The organism is Bradyrhizobium sp. USDA 4454 (genome assembly GCF_054822705.1).
On the sequence record NZ_JBTRCN010000001.1, the window covers coordinates 8,207,029 to 8,228,922 of the forward strand.

A 21,894-nucleotide genomic window follows, 5' to 3' on the forward strand; every position below is an offset into this window, starting at 1 on the left:
TCAGCCGTTACTTCATCAGGCCCGCGGCGGTCAGCGCCCGCGTGATGACGGCGCTGACGTCGACACCCTTGCTGCGTCGCTTGCGCGGCCGGTCGCTCTTGCGGCCGGATGTGGGCTTCGGCTCGGGCCCGGCCGCAGCCAGCGGGATCGTCATCGAGATCGTGTCGGCATGCGCGCGCGGCACACCGGTCGGTGCGATGTGCGGCTGACGGACCTTGTCGGTCAGACCGAAGAACGTCGCGATGTGATAGGACGAGGAGATGCCGGCCTCGATCAGGAACGCGCCCTCCACGCCATAACGCTCGTCATTGTCGGCAAGCCCGAGCGGCGTGCCATGCGCCATGTCGGTGATCGAGTAGGACTCGACCAGCGTCTCGCCGTCGGCGTTCCACCAGACTTCGCGCGGATGGCCGTCGATATCGGACTTCGACATTGCAGTGAGCGGCAGGCCATGCACGTCGAGCCATTGCCGCACGATCGCATCGGCATTGCCGGGATGCACGGTGCGGTCGGCGCTGCCGTGCCACACCGAGATCTTCGGCCAGGCGCCGCCATGCGCGGACGCGTTGCGGACCAGACCGCCGAGCTCCGGCGCGGACAGCGAACTCGCATGCATCATCGCATGCAGCGCCTCCCGCAGATCGGTGGCAACGCCGAACGGCAGGCCGGCGATGATGGCGCCGCCCGCGAACACGTCCGGATAAGTCGCGAGCATGACGGACGCCATCGCGCCGCCGGCGGACAGTCCCGTCACATAGACACGCTTCGGATCGATCTCATGCGCGCCGACCATGTGCGCGATCATCTGCCTGATCGAGGCGGCCTCGCCCTGGTCGCGCGCGATGTCCTGCGGATTGAACCAGTTGAAGCAGGTGTTGCCGTTGTTGATCGCCTGCTGCTCGGGCATCAGCAGCGCAAAGCCGTAATGCGCCGCGAGCGTCGACCAGCCGGCGCCGAGATCGTAGGACGCCGCGGTCTGGCCGCAGCCATGCAGCACCACGACGAGCGCGGGTGACCGCGCAAGCTGCGCGGGCACGAACGAGTACATCTTCAGATCGCCGGGGTTGACGCCGAATTCGGTCGTCTCGACGAGCGGCGTCGGCACGGCCGGTGCAAGCGCGCCGAGGCCGCTGAACGCGTTCATCTTGGGCAGATGACGCAAGAATTCGACGTTGTTGACCAGGGACAACAGCAACTCCTGAGGTGATTCATTCTTCTGTGTCACCCGATCAGATAATTGCTGCACTGCGAAATGAAAAGACCGTGTGCTGTCTTTCCCTGCGGAATTGTGAGAATCGGCGTTAACGCGTGATCGCGGCGAGGATCGGCCAAAATAGTTGCCGTAGCACCTTGTTTGAGCATGAACTTTTGGAAAGATCGCGCAGCGCAGCGCCGGATTCATGGGCTGGCGCGGCGCATCCATGACAGAAATGCGGCTGAAATAATAATCGACAGCACAAACAATGCGCATGCTGCAAACAGCGCCAGACGTGCCGATGTCGCGCTCTCGACGGCGAAGAAAACCGCACCGATCGCGGCAACCCCGGCCGCGTTGCCGATCTGCGTCGTGGTGCCATACATGCCGGAGCCGGCGCCGGCGCTGGCCGGCTTCACGCTCGACAGCACCGCGCTCGACAGCGGCGCCATCACCAACCCCTGGCCGTAGCCGAAGATCACAAGCACCAGCGCGAGCAGCGACGCCGATGGCGCCGTGACCGTTTGAACCGTCGCAACCAGCACCGCAATCCCTGTGATCTGCAAGGCGCAACCCTCGATCAGCACCAGCGTGCCGCGATGCCGGGCGCGCGCGGCGCTGTGCCGCGAGGCGATCACGAAGGTCAGCGCCAGCGGCACGAACACCAGCCCGGCCTCGAGCGGCGGAATCTGCAAGCCCTTCTGCATGAACACGGTCATGATCAGATAGAAGGACAGATTGGCGAAGAAGAAGAAAAACACCGCGACCAGGCCGCGCATGAAGGCTGCATCCGACAGCAGCGACAGGTCGATCAGCGGCATGCCGCCGCGGCGGGCGACGCTGCGCTCGAGCCGCACGAAGCCTGCAATCACGGCAACGCCCGCGGCCATCACCAGCCACACAAACGGCGCCCAATGCAGATCGTGACCGAACAGCAGCGGGCCGATCAGGCACAACAGGCCCGCAAACAGCACGATGGCGCCGGGAAGATCGAGCCGCGTGCCGGCGCGGCGCGGCACCGTCGGCATGATTTTCAGCGCGGCTGCGATGATGATGACGCCGAACGGCACGTTGACGAAGAACACCGCGCGCCAGCCGAGGCCTAAGAGATCGAGCGTCACCAGCGCGCCGCCGAGCGCGAATCCCGTCACGCCGGCAAGCCCCAGCACGATGCCGTAAATGCCGAACGCCCGCGCCCGCGCCGCGTCGGAGAACAACAGATGCAGCGTCGCCAGCACCTGCGGCACCATCAGCGCCGCAGTCGCGCCCTGCGCCAGCCGTGCGATGATCAATTCAGGTCCGGACTGCGCGAGACCACACCATAGCGAGGTCATCGAGAAGCCCGCGACGCCGGCGATGAACACGGTCCTGGTGCCGTGGATGTCGCCGAGCCGGCCGCCGGTCACCACCAGCGTGGCATAGGCAATCAGATAGATCGCGATCACGGCCTCGATCTGCGCCGGCGTGGCGTGCAGCTCGGCCGCCATCGTCGGGATTGCGACGTTGACGATGAAGGCATCGACGCCGAACATGAATTGCGCCGACACCACGATCGCCAGCACCCACCAGCGGCGGGAGGTCTCCACCGGATTCGAGACGATCTGATGCATGCGTAGCCTTGCCCGAAATGATGTTGCGCCAGACATCAGCAGATTCCGGTCATTGGCTCGATTACCTCGGACGTAAGCGTTGGTTCACGGGCGCGTCATCCATGGCCATCCCGCGCCCTGCCCGCGCCGCGCCCCGCGCGATTTGCGTTGATGCGCTGGGAAACATTCCGGAGGGCGGCAATCGGCGCCGATTTGCGCAACAACCATGCGGGCGCCGCGGCCTCGGAGCATTGCCTTGCCGAGGGGCACCCCGTAGGTTGGGACAAAGCCCCAGATAAACAATAATCCGGAGAGAACGACCTATGGCGCGCCTCAAGTTCGGAGCCTTCCTCGCCCCGCATCACCCGATCGGCGAGCATCCGATGCTGCAATTTCGCCGCGACCTCGATTTCGTCGAGCAGCTCGACAACCTCGGCTATGACGAATTCTGGTGCGGCGAGCACCATTCCTCGGGCTGGGAGACCATCGCCTCGCCGGAAATGTTCCTGGCCGCCGCCGGCGAACGCACCAAGCGCATCAAGCTCGGCACCGGCGTGATCTCGCTGCCCTATCACCACCCCTTCAACGTCGCGCAGCGCATGGTGCAGCTCGACCACATGACCGGCGGCCGCGCCATTTTCGGCTCCGGCCCCGGCGCGCTGGCCTCCGACGCCCATACGCTCGGCATCGACCCGATGACACAGCGCGACCGCCAGGATGAGGCGATCGCGGTGATCCGCCGCCTGTTCAACGGCGAGCGCGTCACCGCCAAGACCGACTGGTTCGAGATGCACGACGCCGCATTGCAGATCCTGCCGCTGCAGGAGGACATGCCGTTCGTGGTGGCCTCGCAGATCTCGCCGTCGGGCATGACGCTGGCCGGCAAATACGGCATCGGCATCATCTCGCTCGGCTCGATGTCGACCCAGGGCCTGATGGCGCTGCCGCAGCAATGGCAGTTCGCCGAGGACGCCGCCGCGAAGGCCGGCACCACGGTGAGCCGCGCCAACTGGCGCGTGCTGCTGTCCTGGCACATCGCCGAGACCCGCGAGCAGGCCCGGCGCGAGGCCGGCGCCGGGCTGCTGCGCTGGCACAACGAATATAATGTCGGCACCTTGATGCGTCCGGGCCTGACCGCGTTTTCCTCGGCGGATGAAGCCGTCGACAAGACCGCCTTCGTCGAAGGTGCGGCCTCCACCATCGGCACGCCGGACGATCTGATCAAAATGATCAAGAACCTGGTCGATGTCTCCGGCGGCGTCGGCGCGATCATCGGCTTCGCCCATGACTGGGCCAATCCGGAAAACACCCGCCGCAGCTGGGACATGGTCGCGCGCTACGTGGTGCCCGAGATCAACGGCTATATCGACGGCCTGCGCAAGTCGCGCCAGTTCCTGGTCGACAACCGCGCCGTGTTCGAGCGCGCCGGCCAGGCCGTGATGGCCAAGATCATGCAGAACGACAAGGCCGCCGCCGCGCTCCAGCAAACCGGCCCCGGCCGCGTCGCGATCCCGGCCGTGAATGCGCCCGACCTCGCCAAGGAAGCGGCGAAGCAGAAGGCGTGATTTGCTACGCGCCCTTGGAAGGGTAGAGGGATCGCAAGATCGCGCCACGTCCACCGCTGTCGCCCCGGCGAAGGCCGGCACCCACACGCCGCGGCGGGTGTTGTGAGAGAGACTCGTCGTTCCGGCGCCGTTCAACAATGACCATTTGTTGTTATCGGTCCCGGCCTGCGCCGGGACGACGGTGGGGAAGGTTCTCGATTCAATTGCCACACCCTCGCTGTCATCACCCGCGAAAGCGGGTGATCCAGTATTCCAGAGACGGCTGTGCTTGAACGGAGAGGCCGCGGCGTACTGGATCGCCCGGTCGAGCCCGGGCGATGACAGTTGTAGATGACGACGCAGTTTTGCATTCTCGCGACATGAATGCCCGAGCTTTGCTCTTTCGTTCCGCCCTCTCCGTTGGTGAGGGCGCAGGGAAAGCCGGGTGCCGATCGCACCCATGGGCCCCGAGCAAAAGGGTAGAAAGCTCGGGGGTAGGACCACAGGTGTAACCGGAAACAACCCGGCTTTCCCTGCGCGATGGCTTACGGCTTATACGTGCTCTCCCCGGCGAGACTGGGCTTTGTTGTCACCGTCTTCGCGACGCGCATTGCGCAATCCGAAAAGACACCTACCACTAGGGCGTCAGGCCTGCACGACTTCGCCGTCCGCCTCATGCGCATTCGTCGACTGCGCAATCCGCGTCCACCGCATCTCGACCCGCGTTCGTGACGACCGCGAAGCGCCCCTCGTGTCGGGTGAGACGGGCGGAATTGAACATCTGATTTGCCCGACGACGGAAGCGCAAATTTGCCCGTCGGGTTAATTTGTCGCAGCGTGCGTGGCTGAGTTCGAGAAATGAACTACGCCACCGCTCCGATCCCGACCACATCGATGCCGTCGACGCGGCCACGGATCGGCAGCCGGCCGAGATCGCTCAACGGAAATGGCGGCGGCGCGGCGAAGCGGGCCATCGCGGCGCGTGAGGCGAGGAAGCCGCCATCGACCTTGCGGCTCAATTCCTCCAGCCGCGCAGCGGTGTTCATGACGTCGCCGTTGAAGACGATGGCCGGCTTGACGTCGCCGATCTCGCCGACGATCACGGGGCCGAAATGCAGGCTGCCGCGGATTTGCGGCACCGCGCCGAATTCGCGCTCGAACTGCGGCGCCGCCTTTTGCAGCGCGTTGCGCATCGCCACGAAGCAGCGCAGCGGCCGGCAATCGACCGCACCAAGCTGCTCCGGCCAGGTCACGATGATCTCGTCGCCGACGTAATTCAGCACCTCGCCGCCTTCCGTTCCGGCGGGAGTGTCTACCCCGTCCCTTGATCGAACGCCTTGCGCAGCGCGACATAGCCGGCCTGCTGCTGGCTCCAGTTGCGGCCGCCGGTGATGGCGCCGTCGACGACGAGGTCGTGGCCGTTGATGAAGCTCGATTGGTCGCTCGCCAGAAACACCGCAGCATGCGCGATGTCGTCGGGTAGCCCTGCGCGCGGAATCGGCTGCGCCGCCTTGTAGACCTCGCGCATCACCGCGGGAGTCTTCTCGGCTGCTTCCGTCGACAACCCGAGCGCCTTGCCGAAAATGCCGGTCGCGATCGCGCCGGGCGAGATCGAGTTGACGCGGATGCCGGACTCGCCGAGCTCCATCGCCACGCATTTGGTGAAGTGAATGACGGCGGCCTTCGCCGCGCCATACACCATCGACGAGGAGAAGCCGGCGAGCCGACCGGCGATGCTGCCATTGTTGATGATGCTGCCGGAACTCTGTTTGCGCATGATCGGGGCGACATGCTTCATGCCGAGCATGACGCTGCGCACCAGGGTCGCCATCGCCGCGTCGAACCGCTCGACGTCGAGCCCTTCGATGCCGCCGGTCTGCGCCGGGCCGCCGGCATTGTTGAACAGGCAGTCGATGCGGCCGAATTTCTCCACCGCAAGCGCGATCAGCGCCTGCATCTGCTCTTCGACCGTGACGTCGGTCTGCCGAAACACGCAATTGCCGCCGAGCTGTTTGGCCAGCGCCTCGCCTTCCGCCGCGCGGCGCCCCGCAATGACGATCCTTGCGCCCTCGGCGACAAAGACCTCCGCCGTGCGCAACCCGATGCCGCTGGTCGCCCCTGTGATCACCGCGACCTTGCCGTCCAGCCGTCCCATGCCGAGTCCCCCAAACTAACCTTTGATGTTGCGGATATTCCCCAGCTGCTTCCATCAACGCAAGCGCGGGCGCGGTTAGCGGCCGGCAAGGTCCGCCTGTGGCCAGAAGGCCACAACTGCGGTTATTCGGTCGCAGCGGCCTTATTTTGGTTCGCCTGTTCACGTGAACTGGAACGACAGATGGCGAAGTGGATCGACGATTTCAGAGCGGGTTGGCGGGGCGATTCCCAGCCCTCGATGCTGCTTGCGGTCGCCTTCGCGGTGCTCTGTCTCGTTTTGGCCACGGCCGCACGCTTCGGGCTCGCCCAGATCAGGCCCGACGTGTTCTTCACGCCGTATTTCCCGGCGGTGTTCTTTGCGACCGCATTTGGCGGTTTCCGGGTCGGGATCGCAACCGCGCTCGCCAGCGGTCTGCTCGGGGTGGTGCTCAATTTCAGCGGCTCAAGCGCCGACCCGGCGCGCTTTGCGCTGCTGATGATCTTCTGGGCGGTGTGCGGCATCGCCATCTGGGGCGTCGAGCACTATCGTTCCCTGGTGGCGCAGCAGCGCGAGGTGTCGAAGCGGCTGCTCGAGGAGGAGCAGTACCGCAAGGTCGTGGTCGATGAATTGCAGCACCGGCTGAAGAACAAGTCCTCGACCATTCACGCCGTGCTGCATCAGGCGCTGCAGGACCGGCCCGATGTCTGGCAGCGCATCGACCATCGCATCCGCGCGCTGTCCGCGACCGACGATCTGATCGCGCGGGTCGACGGCTATGGCTGCGATATCAAGGATTTGCTGCGCTCGGAGCTCGGCCCTTACGGCCATGTGCGGTTCAATCTGAACGGCGAGCAATTGTTCCTGCCCGCCAAGCTCGCAGTCTCGCTGGCGCTGATCTTCCATGAGCTCGCAACCAACGCAGGAAAGTACGGCGCCTTCTCCTCACCCCGCGGGTTCCTGCAGGTGTCATGGACGGTGGATGATGGACGTCTCAACGTGATCTGGGACGAGACCGAGGGACCGGTGCTCGAAGCCGTCGGCGAAGCCGGCTTCGGCACCAAGCTGTTGAAGTCGGCGCTACGGCCGTTCGACGGCAAGACTGAGATCAGTTATCTGAAGACCGGTGTTCACTGCACCATGCAGTGCAAGCTGCCGAGCTGTTGATAAGTCGGCTTTCCGGTACACGTCCCATTGTTGATGCAACCGCGCAGTGCGCAATCGCTTTCACCGGCGACGAGGACCGGCATTGATATTCTGTTAATGACGATTTTCGCGACGGCTTGCGAAAGCAGTCCGGGTCTCATTCTGTCACGGCATTTAGCAGGTCCGCTTAACCAAAACTACAACGGACTTTGCCAAGGTCGGCCCATGCATAGTCTCACCAGAAACGATATTCAGGCGGGCGCGGCAGCGACCGGCCAAGACGACATCTTCCGCAATGAATTGCGTATCCTGCGCGACCTTCTCCAGCTGCTGCCGGCGGGCGTGACCGTCCAGGACGAGCAGGGCCAGTTCATCCTGGTGAACGAAGCCGCAGCGAGCCAGTTGCAGCTCGCGGCCGGCGCGACCCAGTCGCCGCCGATCGACGAACGCCACGCCGCCCACCTCGACCTTCTGCGCAGCGGCCGTCCGGTGGTGCTCGAGGAAGTGCTGTCCTGCGGCGCCTCCAAATACGTGTTCCTCACCGCGCACCGACCGGTCCAGATCGCCGGCCGCAACCTCTTGATCTCGGCATCGACCGACATCAGCGAGCAGAAGGCGTTCGAGGACCAGCTGTTCCGCTCGGCCTATTACGACGAGCTGACCGGCCTGCCGACCCGCCGGGTGATCGAGCATCGCGTCAACGGCCTGATCCGCGAGGATTCACAGAGCCATTTCGCGCTTGCCTTCCTCGACGTCGACAATTTCAAGCACATCAACGACTATTACGGCCACGCGATCGGCGATGCGCTGCTGGTCGAACTATCCAAGCGGCTCGGCCACGCGCTGCGCGACACCGATATCCTGTCGCGCATTTCCGGCGACGAGTTCCTGCTGCTGCTGAACCCGATCAGCGGCAATGACGAGGTCGCCGAATTCATCCATGTGATGCAGGAGCGGCTGAAGGCGCCGTTCTTCATCGAGGAATCCGAGATCTTCGCCTCGACCTCGATCGGCGTCAGCCTCTATCCCATGCACGGCAGGAGCTACGAGGCGCTGCGCCAGAACGCCGACATCGCGATGTACCGCGTCAAGAACAACGGCAAGGGCTCGACCGCGTTCTTCGACAACAGCATGGAGCGCGAGGCGCTGGCGCGGATGAAGATCGAGCAGTCGCTGCGGCTGGCGATCCTGGAGAAGCGTTTCTGCTGCGCGTTCCAGGCCAAGGTCGACATCCGCACCCAGGAGGTCAAAGGCATCGAGGCGCTGGTGCGGCTGCGCGACGACGAGGGCGTGATCCAGGCGCCGGGCACCTTCATCAACCTCGCCGTCGAGCTCGGGCTGATCGACGAGCTGACGTTCCTGGTGCTGGCGGAGATCGTCAAGTCGATCGACCTGATCAACGACACGTTCGGCCCCACCGCGACGATCAGCATCAATGTCGCGGCCAAGCAGGCCGGCAATCTCGAATTCATGCGCCGCTTCGCGCGCGCGATCGACGAGACCGGCTTCCCGAAGCGCTTCATGATCGAGGTCACCGAGGATGCGTTCGTGACCCGGACGCATTTTCAGGACCAGATCCTGCCGATCCTGCGCGGCATCGGCGTCGGCATCTCAATCGACGATTTCGGCATCGGCTACTCGTCGCTGTCGGCGCTCGCCGACATCACCGCGGACGAGATCAAGATTGACCGCTCCTTCATCACCGACATCCATCAGCGGCCGCGCAGCCAGGGCATCCTGCGTGCGATCGAATCGCTGAGCGAGGCGCTCGGCATGACCGTGATCGCCGAGGGCATCGAGTCCTATGAGGAGCTCACCTATCTGCAGGCCGCGACCAAGATCCGCTATGCGCAGGGCTATTACTTCGCCAAGCCGATCTTCCTCGAGGATTTGAGGCCGGCGACGCCGGTCACGAGCGAGTCCCGCGCCAGCATGGCGGCGCGCCCGGCCCAGGAGGGCCGCCAGAACTATTCGCGCGCCAGCGGCTTCAGGCGGTAGGCAGTCGCCTCACCTCGCCCCGCTTTGCGGCAGGGCGATCGCCGATCGCCTGCCTCCGCGGGACGCACTGGCAAAACATCGAAAACAACCCCATGCAAAGGAGCCGGCGGCGCAACCCGTGAAAACGGGGAGAGGGAAAAGTCGGCCCACCTCTCCAGCACCGGCAACGGCGCGACGCCGTTGTTCGCGGCGCCGGCCCGCACCCTACCGCGGCGCCGCGCGCCGGCCTATATTGAGGGCGGTGTTACGCGAAGGTGTCGGCCATGCAGCCCGTGTCTATCCTCCTGAACATCCTCTGGATCCTGATCGGCGGCGCGTGGATGGCGTTCGGCTGGCTGATCGCCGCGGTCATCATGGCGACCACCATCGTCGGGCTGCCCTGGGCGCGCGCCGCCTTCAACATCGCGGTCTACACGCTGCTGCCGCTCGGCTCGCGCGCGGTGCGCCGCGATGAAGTCACGGGGATGTCAGACATCGGAACCGGACCGCTCGGCGTGATCGGCAACCTGATCTGGTTCATCCTGGCCGGCTGGTGGCTCGCGATCGGCCATCTGATCACGGCGATCCTGCTCGCGGTGACCATCATCGGCATCCCCTTCGCCTGGGCGCATCTCAAGCTTGCCGGCATCGCGCTGTGGCCGATCGGCAAGGTGATCGTGCCGGCGTAACAACAGCCCCGAGGTCGCTCGAAGGCTCGAGTATTTTCGCGCGAAGTGGAAAACCGGTTCGCACAAAGAAAAAATGCGTCAAGACAAGAATCTAGAGCCCCGCTTCGAGTCCATCGGAGCCCGAAAGAGTCTAGAGCCAGTCCTTGGTCGTCTGCGCACAGGCCTTGAAGTCGCGTCTCCAGACGAACCCATGGCCGCCACAGGGCGGACGCGGGCGCGAGGTGGCGGGGCATTCGTTCCACACGCGCGCGCCGGTGCCCCAGCCGTCAATCACGCAGGCGCCGTTCACGGTGGCGTGGCAACCGACGCCACAGCCATCTGCAGCCTTGGCCGGGGCCCAGCCGAACAACGCAGCTGCCGTCAGAATCGCGAGCAAACATCCTCTCATGATGTTCTCCATCAAGCTGCTGGTGATGCTCCATTCGCACCGGCAGCGTAGGCGATCTCGATGCGGCTTGCCATCGAATCGTCGCACACAATCCGGTGTGCGCATTCAGCGCGCAGCCGCGCAGCCGGGGATATCGAACACCGCGGTCAGGCCGCAGGCCGAGTTGAGCATCTTGCCGCCCTCATGGCCGACGCCGGGCACATCCCACACGCTGTGGTTCGGCGTGCCGCCGTCGCGGGCGGCCATCGCGGCGACATAGGAATGGCCGCGCGCGTAGCGGTATGGGCCTTCGGCCTCCGCCATGCAGGATTTGTCGAGCGCGGGATGATCGGGGTTGGTGTCGAGCGTGCCCAAGAGATAGATCACGCGGCGCGTGACATAGGCCTGCTCCAGCGCGGCCGGGGTCGGCCCGGCAAGATACGGCGGACGGTCGTCCATGCCGAATTTCCAGCTGTTATAGCCTTCGCATGTCGCCGCGATCGCGGGCTCCGGCCGCTCCTTGGTGAAATACGCATAGGAGGACGGATTGGCGACGACGTAGCGCACGCCGATGCCCTCCTGCAGCAGCACCTGATCGCCCTTCACCGCGATCGCATAGCGCTGCACCACCTGGCCGCCGCCGGAATGGCCGAACACCACGACCTGTTTCAGGTTCGGAAACAGCTTGCGGTCGCCGAGCTTGGCCAGAATGGCGTCGAGCGCATCGAACGAACTCGCCGGGCCAGGTGCGATCGCGGGCTCGCCGCCCTGCCAGCCATAGAGGCTCCAGCGCAGCGTCTCCGCCGGCAGCTTGAACGCCTCGACGTCGGGCGCGATCAAAAATTGCGGCGCGATCATCAGTGTGTGCTTGCCGACGTCGCCGGCTGCCGCCTGCGCGCTCAGCGCCGCGCGGAAATAGTCGTCGGCGTTGCGCAGCACGCCGTGCAGCACCAGCACCGCGCGGGTCACATCGGGCAGCGGATTGGACCAGTCGGCCGAAAGATAAAGCGGGAACGTCGCGCTGCCGACGGCGATCCGCCCGCTGGCGATCTCCTTGACCGGCTTCATGTCGCGCGCGGTCTGCGCCGACGTGGCGGACGCGACCGGCGCGTGCGCCGCCGTCACGATGAGCAGCGCCATTGCCGCAAGCCAGCCCCGATGATGCATCGTTCAACTCCGTTGTGCTGCGATCTCGGCTGGATCATGCCGGGTCGGGCGTCGATTCACCCGTGAATTTTCGGAAAGCTTCCCGATCGCAGCTCACGCCGCGGGCCGCCCGCGATTGTTGGCTGCGAGGATCGGGCGGATCAGGCGGCCGAACCGCTCGGCCTCCTCGTCATGCAGGTAGCCGGACAGGCAGAAGGAGTGGCAGCCGGCGTTGATGAATTGCTGCAAGGTCGCGGCGCATTGCTCGGGATTGCCGACTACCGCGATCCCCGCGCCGGGCCGCACCTTGGTGATCCCGGTCCACAGATGCGGCATCAGCAGGTCGCCGTAGTCACGCGCGAGCTGCTGCACGCGCTGATTGGCCTCCGAGCGGTTGTAGAGCGTCTTCATCTCCTGCTTCTGCCGCTCGGTAGCGTGGCGCACGAGCTGATCAGCGGCCGCCCAGGCCTCCGCCTCGTTCTCCCTGCAGATCACCTGCAGACGCATGCCGAAGCCGATCGCATCCTCACGGTCATGCGCCCGCGCCATTCGCCTGATCTCGGCGATATTGTCCGCGATGCGCTCCGGCAGATCGCCCCAGAACAGATGAACGTCGGAATGCTTCGCCGACACCTCCCAGGCCTGCCGCGAGCCGCCGCCGAGATAGAATTTCGGAAACGGCTGCTGAAGCGGACGCGGGCGGATATGCGCGCCGGAGATCGTGTGAAACTTGCCTGCGAAGTGCACCGGCCCGCGCGTAGTCCACAGCGCCTTCAGGATCGAGACCTCCTCGTCCATCAGCGCGTAGCGCGCCTCCTTTGCGTAGCGCACGCCTTCGGCCTCGACCTCGCTCTCGTTCTGCCCGGCGATCAAATTGATGCAGATTCGCCCGCCCGACATCTGGTCGAAGGTCGAGATCATCTTGGCCATCAGCACCGGGTTGATGTAGCCGGGTCGTGCCGCGATCAGCGGCTTGATCCTGCTGGAGCGCGCCGCCATGAAGGCGCCCGCGATCCAGGCCTCCCAGCACACCGAGCCGACCGGGATCAGGAGATACTCGAAGGAGGCATCCTCGGCCGCCTTGACCACCCGCTCGCAGAGTTCCGGCGAACCGGCGATCTGCGCCTCCATCAGCCCATAGGCCGTGGTGTCGCCATGCGTGGGCAGATACCAGCCGAATTCCAGCGGACGCATGGGCAAACTCCCTCGAAAAGCGGCCATTTCATCCGGCCTGTCATATTGGCGCAGGCAGTTTACAGCCCGGAGCCGGCCGGACAACGCCGTTGCCGACCGGCAGCCAATCAGCTAAATGAACCCCGCACGCACCCGTAGCTCAGCTGGATAGAGCGTTGCCCTCCGAAGGCAAAGGTCACACGTTCGAATCGTGTCGGGTGCGCCAATTTCTCTACATTTTACAGCGCGATACCATCGCGCGAAACGAAAGCTCCAGTTCTTTCTCTTCGAGCGAGGAAGCAATCTGGACAAAATCGTCACCAGATCGCGACGGCCAGCGCCGCCAGCAACGCGGGTGGCGTCACCAGCACACCAATTTTCAGGAAGCGCCACGCGGTGACGTCGATCTTTTCGCGCCGCAGCGCCACGAGCCACAGGATTGTTGCAAGGGAGCCGGTCACCGAGAGATTGGGCCCGAGATCGACGCCGATCAGCATCGCGCCGAGGACCGGCGGCGGGAGCTGGCCGCTGGCCGCGACCGAGCTTGCCACCAAGCCAACTGGAAGGTTGTTGGCGATGTTGTCGGCCACTGCGGCAGCGATTCCAGTGCCCCAGGCGGCGTGGGTCGGTGATCGTTCGATCCCGGCTTGAAGGAGCGCGCTGAGTTGGCCGATCGCACCGGTTTTCACCAGCGCTTCCACCATCACGAATAACCCCGCGACCAATGGCAACACGCTCCACGAAATGCCTCTTATCACCGGCAACGGCGACCGGCGGCTGAGAACGAGCACCGCCGCAGCCGTCACAACGCCGCAAATTAACGTCGGCAACCCCAATGGCACGTCGAGCGCCGATGCCGTCAGCAGGACGACGCCGAGCGCGGCGATACCGACCGCAGTGAGCCTGCCGCCGCGGCCGAGCTTGGGATGCGGCACGCGGCTTTCGATGCTCTCTTCGGCGAGCGCGCGGCGCTGCGTCAGACGAAGCACGACAAAGGTCACGACAATCGCGGCAAGCGATGGCAACGCGAACTGGCGCAGCCATTCGAACAGATGGGGCATGCGCTCGCCGAACACCACGAGATTGGCGGGATTGGAGATCGGCAGCACAAAACTCGCGGCATTGGCGATGAACGCGCAGGCGAACAGATAGGGCAACGGCTTTGCTCCCGCGGCGCGGGTCGCGGCGTAGACGGCTGGCGTCAATACGATAGCAGTGGCGTCATTGGAGAGCAGCGCGGTAACAAGAATGCCGACGGCATAGATCAGAAGAAACAGCCGCTGTGGCGAACCGCGCGCATGCTCGACCGCCATTGCGGCCAGATAGTCGAACAGGCCTTCGCTCCGCGCAAGCTCAGCGGCAAGCATCATGCCGATCAGGAAGAAATAGACGTCAAGACCCTTGGCGACACCGTGCATCGCTTCGCTTGCGGTCAGGACGTTGCAAATCACCAGCGCGGCGGCACCCGCGACCGCCCAGATCGCTTCAGGCAGCCGAAATGGCCTGATGATGACGCCAGCCGTTGCCGGGACAATGATACCCCAGGTCAGGAGCGATTCGTGCATGGGCACCATTCTGCCGTCTCCAAAACAACGCTCAAAATCATCCCGCAGCGATACCGGAGGCCGCCGGCTCGGTACGCTTCGTCCGGCTTGTATTCGTACCCGGATGTCCGCGAGTCTCGGGCAGTGCGAACCAGCAGACTGCAAAGCCGATCCCCGCGATCGCGCCGAGCGTAAGAAAGGCTGCGCTATAGCCTGCCTTCACAACGACAAAACCTGCAAGCGTAGTCGAGAGCGCCGCGCCAATGCTTTGCGCTGTGATGACTCCGCCCTGCGCGACGTTGAAGCGCCCGGTGTTGCGCATGAGGTCGGCGACGATCACGGGGAAGATCGCACCAAGGATGCCAGCGCCGACTCCGTCGAGAAGCTGCACACCGACGAGCCAGGCCTCGTTATCGGACAACGTATAGAGCGCCCCGCGAAGGGGCAGGATAAGGAGCGCGGCGAGGAAGAAGCGTTTGTGGCCCCAGCGATCGGCCCGCGCCCCAACGAGCATCGCCATCGGCACCATCACGATTTGGGCCGCGAGGATGCACGCAGCCATCATGCTGGTGCCGAGATTCTTGTCCTGCAGCGCAAGTTTTTGTCCGACCAGCGGCAGCATCGCCGCATTCGAGAGATGAAACAGCGTTACGCAAACCGCAAAGATCAGAAGCGGACGGCATGTCAGGAGAACGCCAAAGCCTGACGGCCGCTCGTTATCGCCGTCCGAATTCCCGCGTGCGAGATCATGATCGATCGCCTCTTCGGGGATCGCCAACACGCTGATGAGGCTCGCGACGGTCATGCAGCCGAGCACATAGAACACGGTCTGAGGACCAAAAAAATAAGCCGTGCCGCCTGCAATCGTGGCGGCCGCGGCATTGCCGGCGTGGTTGAAGCCTTCGTTGCGACCGACGCGGGCGGTAAAGGCGCGATGGCCTGCGACGCCAAGGGAAACAGCAGCTATCGTCGGGGGAAAGATTACGCCCGCCGCGTGCGCGATGCTTTGCGACAGAACAACCGGCCAGAAGCCTGCGCAGAGAGGCAAAACCAGCGAGGCACAGGTGATGATCAGCGCAGCAAAGACCATCACGAAGCGCTTTGCCCTTGTCGCATCGACCAGTGCGCCAGCCGGCGTCTGCGCAACGATGCCAGCAAAGCCGGCAATCGACATCACTACGCCGATGCTGGCTTCATCCCATCTTTGTTCGGTCAGGAGATAAATGGCGAGATAGGGCCCGAGCCCGTCGCGCACATCGGCGAGGAAAAAATTGGCGGCATCGAGGGCGCGGTTGGCACGTTGTCTTGATTTCGAATCACTAGACATATTCGGCCTCGACCCTCGACGTCATTCCGCTTCTTGGCGATCTACCTCAGGCGTGTGCGGCGCGATCGTGTTTGGGCTTTTCTTCGTGCTTGGGCTTCGGCTTTGCACCCTTAATCGGGTGAAGTTCGCGGCTGCTGGCGCCGATCTCCTTCGCATCCACGACACGACCGTGTTTGGTTTCAACACCGTCGCCTCTCACGGCGACCATCGCGTTCGGTGCAAGAAACCCGGCAAGCCGTTCCGCCTCCTTCGGCCCGATACGGATCACCGTGCCGTCGGCGAGCAGCGCGCCGCGAAGTTCGCCCTTCGGGCCGAACAACGGCAGCCGCACGGTTCCCTCGGCCGACAGCTTCCTCTTTTCGAGCTTCGGATGTTTGCGATCGTGGTCCGGTCCTAGGTCTACGATACGTGCCCCGTCCGCCGCCGTGACCGCGACCGCCGCGATGAGATGACCCTTGCGCGGCCGGACGCCGCGGACGCCGACCGCGTCGCCGGCTTTAACGTGGCGGGTGAGTTCGGCCTCGATGTGCGGCGGCGTATGAACAAGGACCGGCGCCTGCGCATCGCCATTCATGACGAAGCCGTCGATCTCGCCGTGCGGGTTCAGCAGGAAGCGTTCGACGGTGCCTTTCAGTTCCGGGAGGCAATCGGGATCAATCCAGTGCATGGTGTTCTCCTATCTGGTCAGTCGTTTCTGAAATTCGTTCTCGGCCTTAACCACGCGGCGGGGGTGGTGGCGGAGGCGGCGGGCCGAAACGGTCGGGACCACCCTTGAGGCCACCCTTGGGGCCACGCGGCGGAGGTGGACCGTCGAGGTCGGTCAACTGGCCAGACGAATCGCCGATCGCTCGCACGTCCACCACTCTGCCGAGCGCGGTGTCGAGCGATACTCCGCGCACGGAAACCATCTGGCCAGGTTGCAACCAGTCCGCAAAGCGCTCGGCTTCAGGCGGGGGCAGGCGAAGCTGGGTGCCGTCGTCGAGCACGGCGCCGTTTACCTCGCCCCGCTTGCCGTGCAGCGCCGCGACGATCCGGCCGCTAAACGCCTGCTGCATGCCGCCGCGGTCGGGGCCGCGCGGTGGCCCGTTGTCGGTGACACTTCTGCCCGTTGCAACATTGGTAACCGAAGTCGCATCGACGAGCGGAATGGCTCGTGCACGAAGACCGCGGATCGAAACCTCGTCGCCCGGCCGGATCGTATAGACGAGCTGGGCAGAGAGATGCGGCGGCAGTTTCACTTCCGTGCCGTCGGCAAGGATCAGCCCGTCAACGTCACCGCGGGGCGTCAACGTGTATTGCTTCACCCGGCCCCGCGACTCCGGCAGTTGCGACGAATCCCAGACGGCGCCGGGGGCTTGCGAATAGGCTCTCGTGCCAGCTCCGATGGCTGTCGCCGCGAGGAACGCGCACGCAAGCGCTCGTATTCGCGTCGTTGTCATCTTCATGATCAAGCTCCTTCAGAAATGGCGAGCGGGGTGGCCAATGCGAAAGGTTCAGCAATGGGCGTGCCAAAGCTGAAGTGCTTGTTTGTGGAGGATTTTTTGGAGCGTTCGGCTGGTCAGTCGTCGGCTTTTCTGACGACGAGCGTCAGATTTTCTTACGCATCTCCCGCCGGTCAGGCGGTAACGCTGCATCTTGGTGTAGAGAAGCTGGCGGTTGATGTTGAGGCGCCGCGCGGCTTCGGTGCGGTTGCCGCCGCAGGCGTCCAGCGCCTTGCGGATCATCGCTTCTTCAAGCTGCGCCACCGCCGCTGGCAGATCGCGTTCCGGAAGCGCCGTATGAGTAGGGTGATGTTCCGCAGCGCTGGTGTCGATATCGTCCGCGGCGATGGTGTGGCTCCTGGTGAGAAGGCAAGCCCGTTCGATGACATTACGCAATTGCCTGACATTGCCGGGCCAGTCGTAACGCGCGAGCTTGTCGATCGCACTGCTGTTGAGCTGTTTGACTGGCTGTCCCGATGGGGTCGCAAGCGAAAGGAAGTGCTCGGCAAGGGGCACGATATCGGATGGCCGCTCGCGCAGCGGCGGTACCGCAATGGGAACGACGTTGAGACGGTAGTAGAGGTCTTCCCGAAACCCGCCATCCGCGACAAGCTTTGGCAAGTCGCGATGGGTTGCGGCAATGACCCGCGCCGTCGTCCGGACCGGCTTGCCGCCAACCGGCGTGATCATCCGCTCTTGGAGCACCCGCAGGATCTTCGCCTGCATCGCAAGCGGCATGTCGCCGATTTCATCCAGGAACAGCGTGCCTTTTTCAGCATCGCGGAAGGCGCCCGTGCGGTCGCTGGTCGCGCCCGTGAACGATCCCTTCACATGTCCAAATAGCTCGCTCTCAAGCAAGTCCGGCGGGATCGCGGCACAGTTGACAGCGATGAAGGTGCCGTCCTTGTGCTGGCCGTGTATGTGCAGCGCCCGCGCCACCAGTTCCTTGCCCGTACCGGTCTCGCCAAGGATGAGAACGGTCGCCTGGCTATCAGCGGCAAGCCCGATCGCCTTCTGCACGCGCCGCATACCCTCGCTCGATCCGATCAGGGTATCGAGACTGCCTTTGCCAGCGGTGGTGACCGGCCGCAGGCGCGACGGCAGGCGCGCCATGAGAGTTCTCAGTTCATCGCGTCCGATCGGCTTGGTGAGGTGGTCGAAGGCGCCGAGCCGCATGGCTTCGATGGTATTTTCGGCGCTTGCAAAAGCGGTCAGCACCACCACGGCCGGCGGGCTTTCCTGCGACCGGATGCGGCGCAGTACTTCGATGCCGTCCATGCCGGGCATCTTGAGATCGAGCAGCACTGCGTCCACAATCTCGGACAGCGCCGCGAGACCTTCGCGTCCCGATGAGGCCGTTTGCGGTGTGTGGCCGAGATCGCTCAGTGCCTCCGCGAGACCTTCGCGCAGCGCCGGGTCATCATCGACAATCAGGACGTTTGCCATGGCACCTCGATCTCGAATCTCGCGCCGCGCTCGGTGTGCGCAAGGCGAGCTTCTCCCCGGTGAGCACGCGCGATTTCTCGCACGATAGCAAGCCCAAGCCCGGTTCCCTCGGAGCGCGCGGTCGCGAACGGCTCGAACAGGCGCTCGCGCATCTCCTCGCTCACCCCTACACCGCTGTCGGTCACCGTGAGTAGCAACTTATCCTGTTGCCGCTGGGCGTCCACAACGATGCGCCCGCCAGCAGGCGTATTCTGAATGGCGTTGAGAATCAGATTGTCGAGAGCCCGCTGCATCTGGGAGGCATCAAAGCGAGGCAAGGGATTGTTCGGCCCCGCAGGTCCCGTTTCCAGCGACAAACCGTTGGCCGCCGCCAATTCCTGATGAGGCTCGATTGTGCCTTGCAGGAATGACGCAAGCTCGACATCCATTGACTTGGGCTCGCCGGTCTGGGTCATTTGCAAGAGATTGCGGAGCAGCGTGTCCAGCCGCGCGACCTGCTTGAGGATCGCTTCCAGCGCAGTTTTCTTGCGGGCGTCATCGCTGGCGGCAAGCGCGTTTTCCGCCTTGAGCCGCATCGCCGCGATGGGGTTGCGTATCTCGTGCGCAAGGCCTGCCGACAGTCGCCCGACCGCTGCCATGCGCTCGGCCGTACTTGCGCGTCGCTGCTCGTGCGCGAGCCGTTCGCCGGTCCGGTTCAGCGCATCGACCAGCCGGTCGAGTTCAGGCTCGCCAGTACGCGGGAGTCTTGGAAGATCGATCGAGCTGCTTTCATTCTTGGCCAGCGCTTTCTCCAGAACCGCGATCTTCCGCGACCATGAAAACAGCACGCGGGCGAGCCATATCGCCGATCCGAAAATGGTAAGTGCGAGCACAACAAGCCCGGTCAGCAATTGCGTGTAGGCCGGACCTTCCGCGGTAAAGGCGCGCGTCATGGTCCAGGCTGTCGTGCCCTGCAGCGGTCCGCGCAGCGGGCAGGCGTGCACCAGTAGCACTTGCGAGCGCGCCGGCTGCCGCAGGCCAGCCGGCCGCCCGGAACGTAAAGCGTCGGCATTGACTTCACGGATCGTGCTCAACTCTGCGGCGGGAAGGTCGGTCTTTGGACCCGTGCCCTCATACGACGGGAACGCATAGGCGAGCGAGCCCGCATCGGCCTGCCAGATGCCTCCCTCGACGCCGATGGCGCCGGAGAGTGCGACCTGAGCAAGAGTCGTGAGTTCCTGCTTCAGCCGATCGTCAATCGGCCCCCCGGTCCAGCCAGACACGAAGAACTGGTAGCGGTCGGCAATGTCCCGGCAAGCTCGCGCTACCAACTCCTCAGAGCGCGCAACACGCGCGTTTGCGGTCTGCTGAAAGGACTCGAACAGGAGGTACCCGGTCGCAGCTCCTGACAAGACCAGCATGATCCAGAGTGCTAGCAGCCGCGACCAGAGAGATCGCATCGAAAGTTCTCACGCAGGTGAAATAGCTCTTGAGCTTATACGAATCTGAAGACAGCGCCATTCGGCCGATTCCGTTGAAAAGGCAACCCGTTGCGATGCTGGGGTATTACGACCGCAACATCACCCGCCACAAGGGGCCACATGAAGGCTTGGACCGACGCCTAAGCAGCCAACCGACGTTCAACGTCCCTCCAGGTGCTCGAAGGACATCCGAGGACCGGGCCGGTTCGTGCAGTCACTTGCGCCGGCGCGCAAGCTCCACGCCAAGCGTGCCGCGCGCGGCAACGTGAAATGCAGCCTCGATCCCCCGCGTGAGAATGCCGCCGTCCGGGGCCAGCATTCTGATCACCAGCCCCGCCTGATTCGGCGCTTCCGACACGCCGGCAATGCAGCCGCATTGATCGACCGCCTGCGTCAAGGCTTCAACGGACGGCCACTTCTCGAGGGGAGCAATGACGAGCGCCGTCGCGGTCGCCGCCATCGTCCCGAGCGGGCCATTCCGCAGCGCTTCGCCGGCAACGCGCCCGAAATCCTTCAGCAGAAGCCGGCCATCCGGCCGTACGACGCACTGGCGGCCGACATATTGACGAAATGCCCGGCCCGATCGCCGGGGATCATGAATAGAGATCCCGTCGGCGAGGAACAGCACTGCGTCATCATCAACCACCGCGACGGTATCGACGGAGAGATTCGCGCCGGGAAACAGCACATAGGGATCGCTCGATATCGCGCAGAACGCTCCCTTTCCGACACTGATCCGCACCTGCTGGACGGAGGCACCATCCTTGCCGTCGTGAACGACCGTTGCCGCCTGGGTGGTGAGATGCAGCGCCGCGTTTGCACCAACTGCGACGTGCAGCTTGAGCCGGTCGCCGGCGTAGAGGCCGCCCGAGGCCGATTGAATATAAAGCGTGAGAAGGTCCGGTCGCATGGCGTCAAGATGGAATCCCCGGGTGACATGCAGGGGATAGCCGACATGCTGGCGGCGCAGCATGGTGCGGCCGCCGGCAAACTCCGCCGCGAGATGCGCCTCCGCCACACGGCCGGCGTCAAACGCGAAAGAGGACAGCGGCAGCGATCGCATCAGCGACGTCCTCGATCCCGACGCCGGCCCGCATGTTGGTCGCGATAACCGGTCGTCCCGCGCGCACCGCTCTGGCCTCGGCAAGCATACGCTCGAGATCGACTCCGACATGGGGCGCGAGGTCGACCTTGTTGACCACCAGCAGGTCGCAGCGCAGCAGACCGGGTCCTTTCTTGCGCGGAATATCGTCACCGCCCGCCACGTCGATGACGAAGATCCACCAATCGACCAGGTCGAGCGAAAAGGTCGATGCGAGATTGTCGCCGCCGGATTCGAACAGGATCAGCTCAAGGCCGGGGAAGCGATCCTCGAGCTCGTCGCCGGCCGCGATATTCAATGTCGGGTCTTCGCGGATCACGGTGTGCGGACAGGCGCCGGCCTCCACCGCCGAGACGCGCGCCGGATCGATCAGCCCGGAGCGCCGCAAGCGCTCGGCATCCTCCCTGGTGACGAGATCGTTGGTGACCACTGCGAAATCGATGCTGCGCCGCTGGAGTACCGGGATCAGGGCTTCGATCAGCGCGGTCTTGCCGGAGCCGACGGGGCCGCCGATCCCGACGCGGGCCGCGCCCGGTCCGGTCCTCGTCTGCTGACTGACGTGGGTCGGGTCGAGCAT

The 21,894-nt window shown here is 64.4% G+C and carries 19 protein-coding genes and 1 tRNA gene; 5 read left to right on the forward strand and 15 right to left on the reverse strand.

What is annotated here, in order from left to right; genetic code table 11:
* Positions 1-7: 7 nt before the first annotated feature.
* A complete protein-coding gene (locus tag ACVIW0_RS38180; protein WP_461356914.1) occupies positions 8-1,189 on the reverse strand; it encodes an extracellular catalytic domain type 1 short-chain-length polyhydroxyalkanoate depolymerase in 1,182 nt (393 codons plus the stop codon).
* A gap of 209 nt (positions 1,190-1,398) precedes the next feature.
* Positions 1,399-2,805, reverse strand: coding sequence for an MFS transporter (locus tag ACVIW0_RS38185; protein WP_461356915.1), 1,407 nt, complete (start codon positions 2,803-2,805; stop codon positions 1,399-1,401).
* Between the two features lie 302 nt (positions 2,806-3,107).
* On the opposite strand from ACVIW0_RS38185, the gene ACVIW0_RS38190 reads away from it, so the two are divergent.
* Complete coding sequence (locus ACVIW0_RS38190; RefSeq protein ID WP_461356916.1) at positions 3,108-4,349, forward strand: LLM class flavin-dependent oxidoreductase; 1,242 nt, start codon at positions 3,108-3,110, stop codon at positions 4,347-4,349.
* An 842-nt stretch (positions 4,350-5,191) separates the two neighbouring features.
* Here the strand turns inward: ACVIW0_RS38190 and ACVIW0_RS38195 are convergent.
* Together ACVIW0_RS38195 and ACVIW0_RS38200 are read right to left on the reverse strand one after the other, a co-directional pair.
* Entirely contained in the window at positions 5,192-5,611 is a 420-nt protein-coding gene (locus ACVIW0_RS38195; protein ID WP_461356917.1) for an adenylate/guanylate cyclase domain-containing protein, read from the reverse strand.
* A gap of 29 nt (positions 5,612-5,640) precedes the next feature.
* A complete protein-coding gene (locus ACVIW0_RS38200; protein ID WP_461356918.1) occupies positions 5,641-6,483 on the reverse strand; it encodes an SDR family NAD(P)-dependent oxidoreductase in 843 nt (280 codons plus the stop codon).
* Between the two features lie 180 nt (positions 6,484-6,663).
* Here ACVIW0_RS38200 and ACVIW0_RS38205 point away from each other — a divergent pair, with 180 nt between their 5' ends.
* The 3 genes from ACVIW0_RS38205 (at position 6,664) to ACVIW0_RS38215 (ending at position 10,271) form a co-directional block, all read left to right on the forward strand.
* Complete coding sequence (locus ACVIW0_RS38205) at positions 6,664-7,626, forward strand: sensor histidine kinase (RefSeq protein WP_461356919.1); 963 nt, start codon at positions 6,664-6,666, stop codon at positions 7,624-7,626.
* 204 nt (positions 7,627-7,830) lie between these two features.
* Positions 7,831-9,603, forward strand: a complete 1,773-nt coding sequence (locus ACVIW0_RS38210) for a putative bifunctional diguanylate cyclase/phosphodiesterase (RefSeq protein ID WP_461356920.1) — start codon at positions 7,831-7,833, stop codon at positions 9,601-9,603.
* Between the two features lie 263 nt (positions 9,604-9,866).
* A complete protein-coding gene (locus ACVIW0_RS38215; protein WP_461356921.1) occupies positions 9,867-10,271 on the forward strand; it encodes a YccF domain-containing protein in 405 nt (134 codons plus the stop codon).
* Positions 10,272-10,401: 130 nt separating this feature from the next.
* Here the strand turns inward: ACVIW0_RS38215 and ACVIW0_RS38220 are convergent, their stop codons facing one another.
* The 3 genes from ACVIW0_RS38220 to ACVIW0_RS38230 all read right to left on the reverse strand — a co-directional run bounded on the left by ACVIW0_RS38220 (position 10,402) and on the right by ACVIW0_RS38230 (position 12,978).
* Entirely contained in the window at positions 10,402-10,659 is a 258-nt protein-coding gene (locus ACVIW0_RS38220; protein ID WP_461356922.1) for a GCG_CRPN prefix-to-repeats domain-containing protein, read from the reverse strand.
* Positions 10,660-10,764: 105 nt separating this feature from the next.
* On the reverse strand, positions 10,765-11,805 hold the full coding sequence (locus ACVIW0_RS38225; protein WP_461356923.1) for an alpha/beta fold hydrolase: 1,041 nt from the start codon (positions 11,803-11,805) through the stop codon (positions 10,765-10,767).
* Between the two features lie 93 nt (positions 11,806-11,898).
* On the reverse strand, positions 11,899-12,978 hold the full coding sequence (locus ACVIW0_RS38230) for an LLM class flavin-dependent oxidoreductase (RefSeq protein WP_461356924.1): 1,080 nt from the start codon (positions 12,976-12,978) through the stop codon (positions 11,899-11,901).
* Between the two features lie 128 nt (positions 12,979-13,106).
* Between ACVIW0_RS38230 and ACVIW0_RS38235 the strand changes: the two genes are divergently transcribed.
* Positions 13,107-13,183 (forward strand) — tRNA-Arg (locus ACVIW0_RS38235).
* Positions 13,184-13,274: 91 nt separating this feature from the next.
* Here the strand turns inward: ACVIW0_RS38235 and ACVIW0_RS38240 are convergent.
* The 8 genes from ACVIW0_RS38240 to ureG form a co-directional block, all read right to left on the reverse strand.
* Entirely contained in the window at positions 13,275-14,522 is a 1,248-nt protein-coding gene (locus tag ACVIW0_RS38240) for an arsenic transporter (protein WP_461356925.1), read from the reverse strand.
* Between the two features lie 37 nt (positions 14,523-14,559).
* Positions 14,560-15,828, reverse strand: a complete 1,269-nt coding sequence (locus tag ACVIW0_RS38245) for an MFS transporter (RefSeq protein WP_461356926.1) — start codon at positions 15,826-15,828, stop codon at positions 14,560-14,562.
* Positions 15,829-15,874: 46 nt separating this feature from the next.
* Complete coding sequence (locus tag ACVIW0_RS38250; protein WP_461356927.1) at positions 15,875-16,495, reverse strand: hypothetical protein; 621 nt, start codon at positions 16,493-16,495, stop codon at positions 15,875-15,877.
* A gap of 46 nt (positions 16,496-16,541) precedes the next feature.
* The gene (locus tag ACVIW0_RS38255; RefSeq protein ID WP_461357544.1) at positions 16,542-17,267 is read right to left on the reverse strand and encodes a hypothetical protein; all 726 of its coding nucleotides are present in this window, start codon (positions 17,265-17,267) and stop codon (positions 16,542-16,544) included.
* A gap of 54 nt (positions 17,268-17,321) precedes the next feature.
* Positions 17,322-18,755, reverse strand: a complete 1,434-nt coding sequence (locus ACVIW0_RS38260; protein WP_461356928.1) for a sigma-54-dependent transcriptional regulator — start codon at positions 18,753-18,755, stop codon at positions 17,322-17,324.
* The gene (locus ACVIW0_RS38265) at positions 18,740-20,194 is read right to left on the reverse strand and encodes a sensor histidine kinase (RefSeq protein ID WP_461356929.1); all 1,455 of its coding nucleotides are present in this window, start codon (positions 20,192-20,194) and stop codon (positions 18,740-18,742) included. Before ACVIW0_RS38265 ends, ACVIW0_RS38260 begins: the two co-directional genes overlap by 16 nt.
* Positions 20,195-20,429: 235 nt before the next feature.
* Positions 20,430-21,278 (reverse strand): urease accessory protein UreD, encoded by an 849-nt coding sequence (locus ACVIW0_RS38270; protein ID WP_461356930.1) that lies wholly within the window; start codon positions 21,276-21,278, stop codon positions 20,430-20,432.
* Positions 21,244-21,894, reverse strand: coding sequence for an urease accessory protein UreG (gene ureG / locus ACVIW0_RS38275; protein ID WP_461356931.1), 651 nt, complete (start codon positions 21,892-21,894; stop codon positions 21,244-21,246). Before ureG ends, ACVIW0_RS38270 begins: the two co-directional genes overlap by 35 nt.

Bases quoted from the DNA above. Each gene is read 5' to 3' on its own strand.
- ACVIW0_RS38240 (WP_461356925.1), bottom strand. From the start codon at position 14,522: ATGCACGAATCGCTCCTGACCTGGGGTATCATTGTCCCGGCAACGGCT.
- ACVIW0_RS38205 (WP_461356919.1), top strand. From the start codon at position 6,664: ATGGCGAAGTGGATCGACGATTTCAGAGCGGGTTGGCGGGGCGATTCC.
- ACVIW0_RS38250 (WP_461356927.1), bottom strand. From the start codon at position 16,495: ATGCACTGGATTGATCCCGATTGCCTCCCGGAACTGAAAGGCACCGTC.
- ACVIW0_RS38230 (WP_461356924.1), bottom strand. From the start codon at position 12,978: ATGCGTCCGCTGGAATTCGGCTGGTATCTGCCCACGCATGGCGACACC.
- ACVIW0_RS38210 (WP_461356920.1), top strand. From the start codon at position 7,831: ATGCATAGTCTCACCAGAAACGATATTCAGGCGGGCGCGGCAGCGACC.
- ACVIW0_RS38245 (WP_461356926.1), bottom strand. From the start codon at position 15,828: ATGTCTAGTGATTCGAAATCAAGACAACGTGCCAACCGCGCCCTCGAT.
- ACVIW0_RS38265 (WP_461356929.1), bottom strand. From the start codon at position 20,194: ATGCGATCTCTCTGGTCGCGGCTGCTAGCACTCTGGATCATGCTGGTC.
- ACVIW0_RS38260 (WP_461356928.1), bottom strand. From the start codon at position 18,755: ATGGCAAACGTCCTGATTGTCGATGATGACCCGGCGCTGCGCGAAGGT.
- ACVIW0_RS38190 (WP_461356916.1), top strand. From the start codon at position 3,108: ATGGCGCGCCTCAAGTTCGGAGCCTTCCTCGCCCCGCATCACCCGATC.
- ACVIW0_RS38225 (WP_461356923.1), bottom strand. From the start codon at position 11,805: ATGCATCATCGGGGCTGGCTTGCGGCAATGGCGCTGCTCATCGTGACG.
- ACVIW0_RS38270 (WP_461356930.1), bottom strand. From the start codon at position 21,278: ATGCGATCGCTGCCGCTGTCCTCTTTCGCGTTTGACGCCGGCCGTGTG.
- ureG (WP_461356931.1), bottom strand. From the start codon at position 21,894: ATGCTCGACCCGACCCACGTCAGTCAGCAGACGAGGACCGGACCGGGC.
- ACVIW0_RS38215 (WP_461356921.1), top strand. From the start codon at position 9,867: ATGCAGCCCGTGTCTATCCTCCTGAACATCCTCTGGATCCTGATCGGC.
- ACVIW0_RS38255 (WP_461357544.1), bottom strand. From the start codon at position 17,267: ATGACAACGACGCGAATACGAGCGCTTGCGTGCGCGTTCCTCGCGGCG.
- ACVIW0_RS38185 (WP_461356915.1), bottom strand. From the start codon at position 2,805: ATGCATCAGATCGTCTCGAATCCGGTGGAGACCTCCCGCCGCTGGTGG.
- ACVIW0_RS38200 (WP_461356918.1), bottom strand. From the start codon at position 6,483: ATGGGACGGCTGGACGGCAAGGTCGCGGTGATCACAGGGGCGACCAGC.
- ACVIW0_RS38220 (WP_461356922.1), bottom strand. From the start codon at position 10,659: ATGAGAGGATGTTTGCTCGCGATTCTGACGGCAGCTGCGTTGTTCGGC.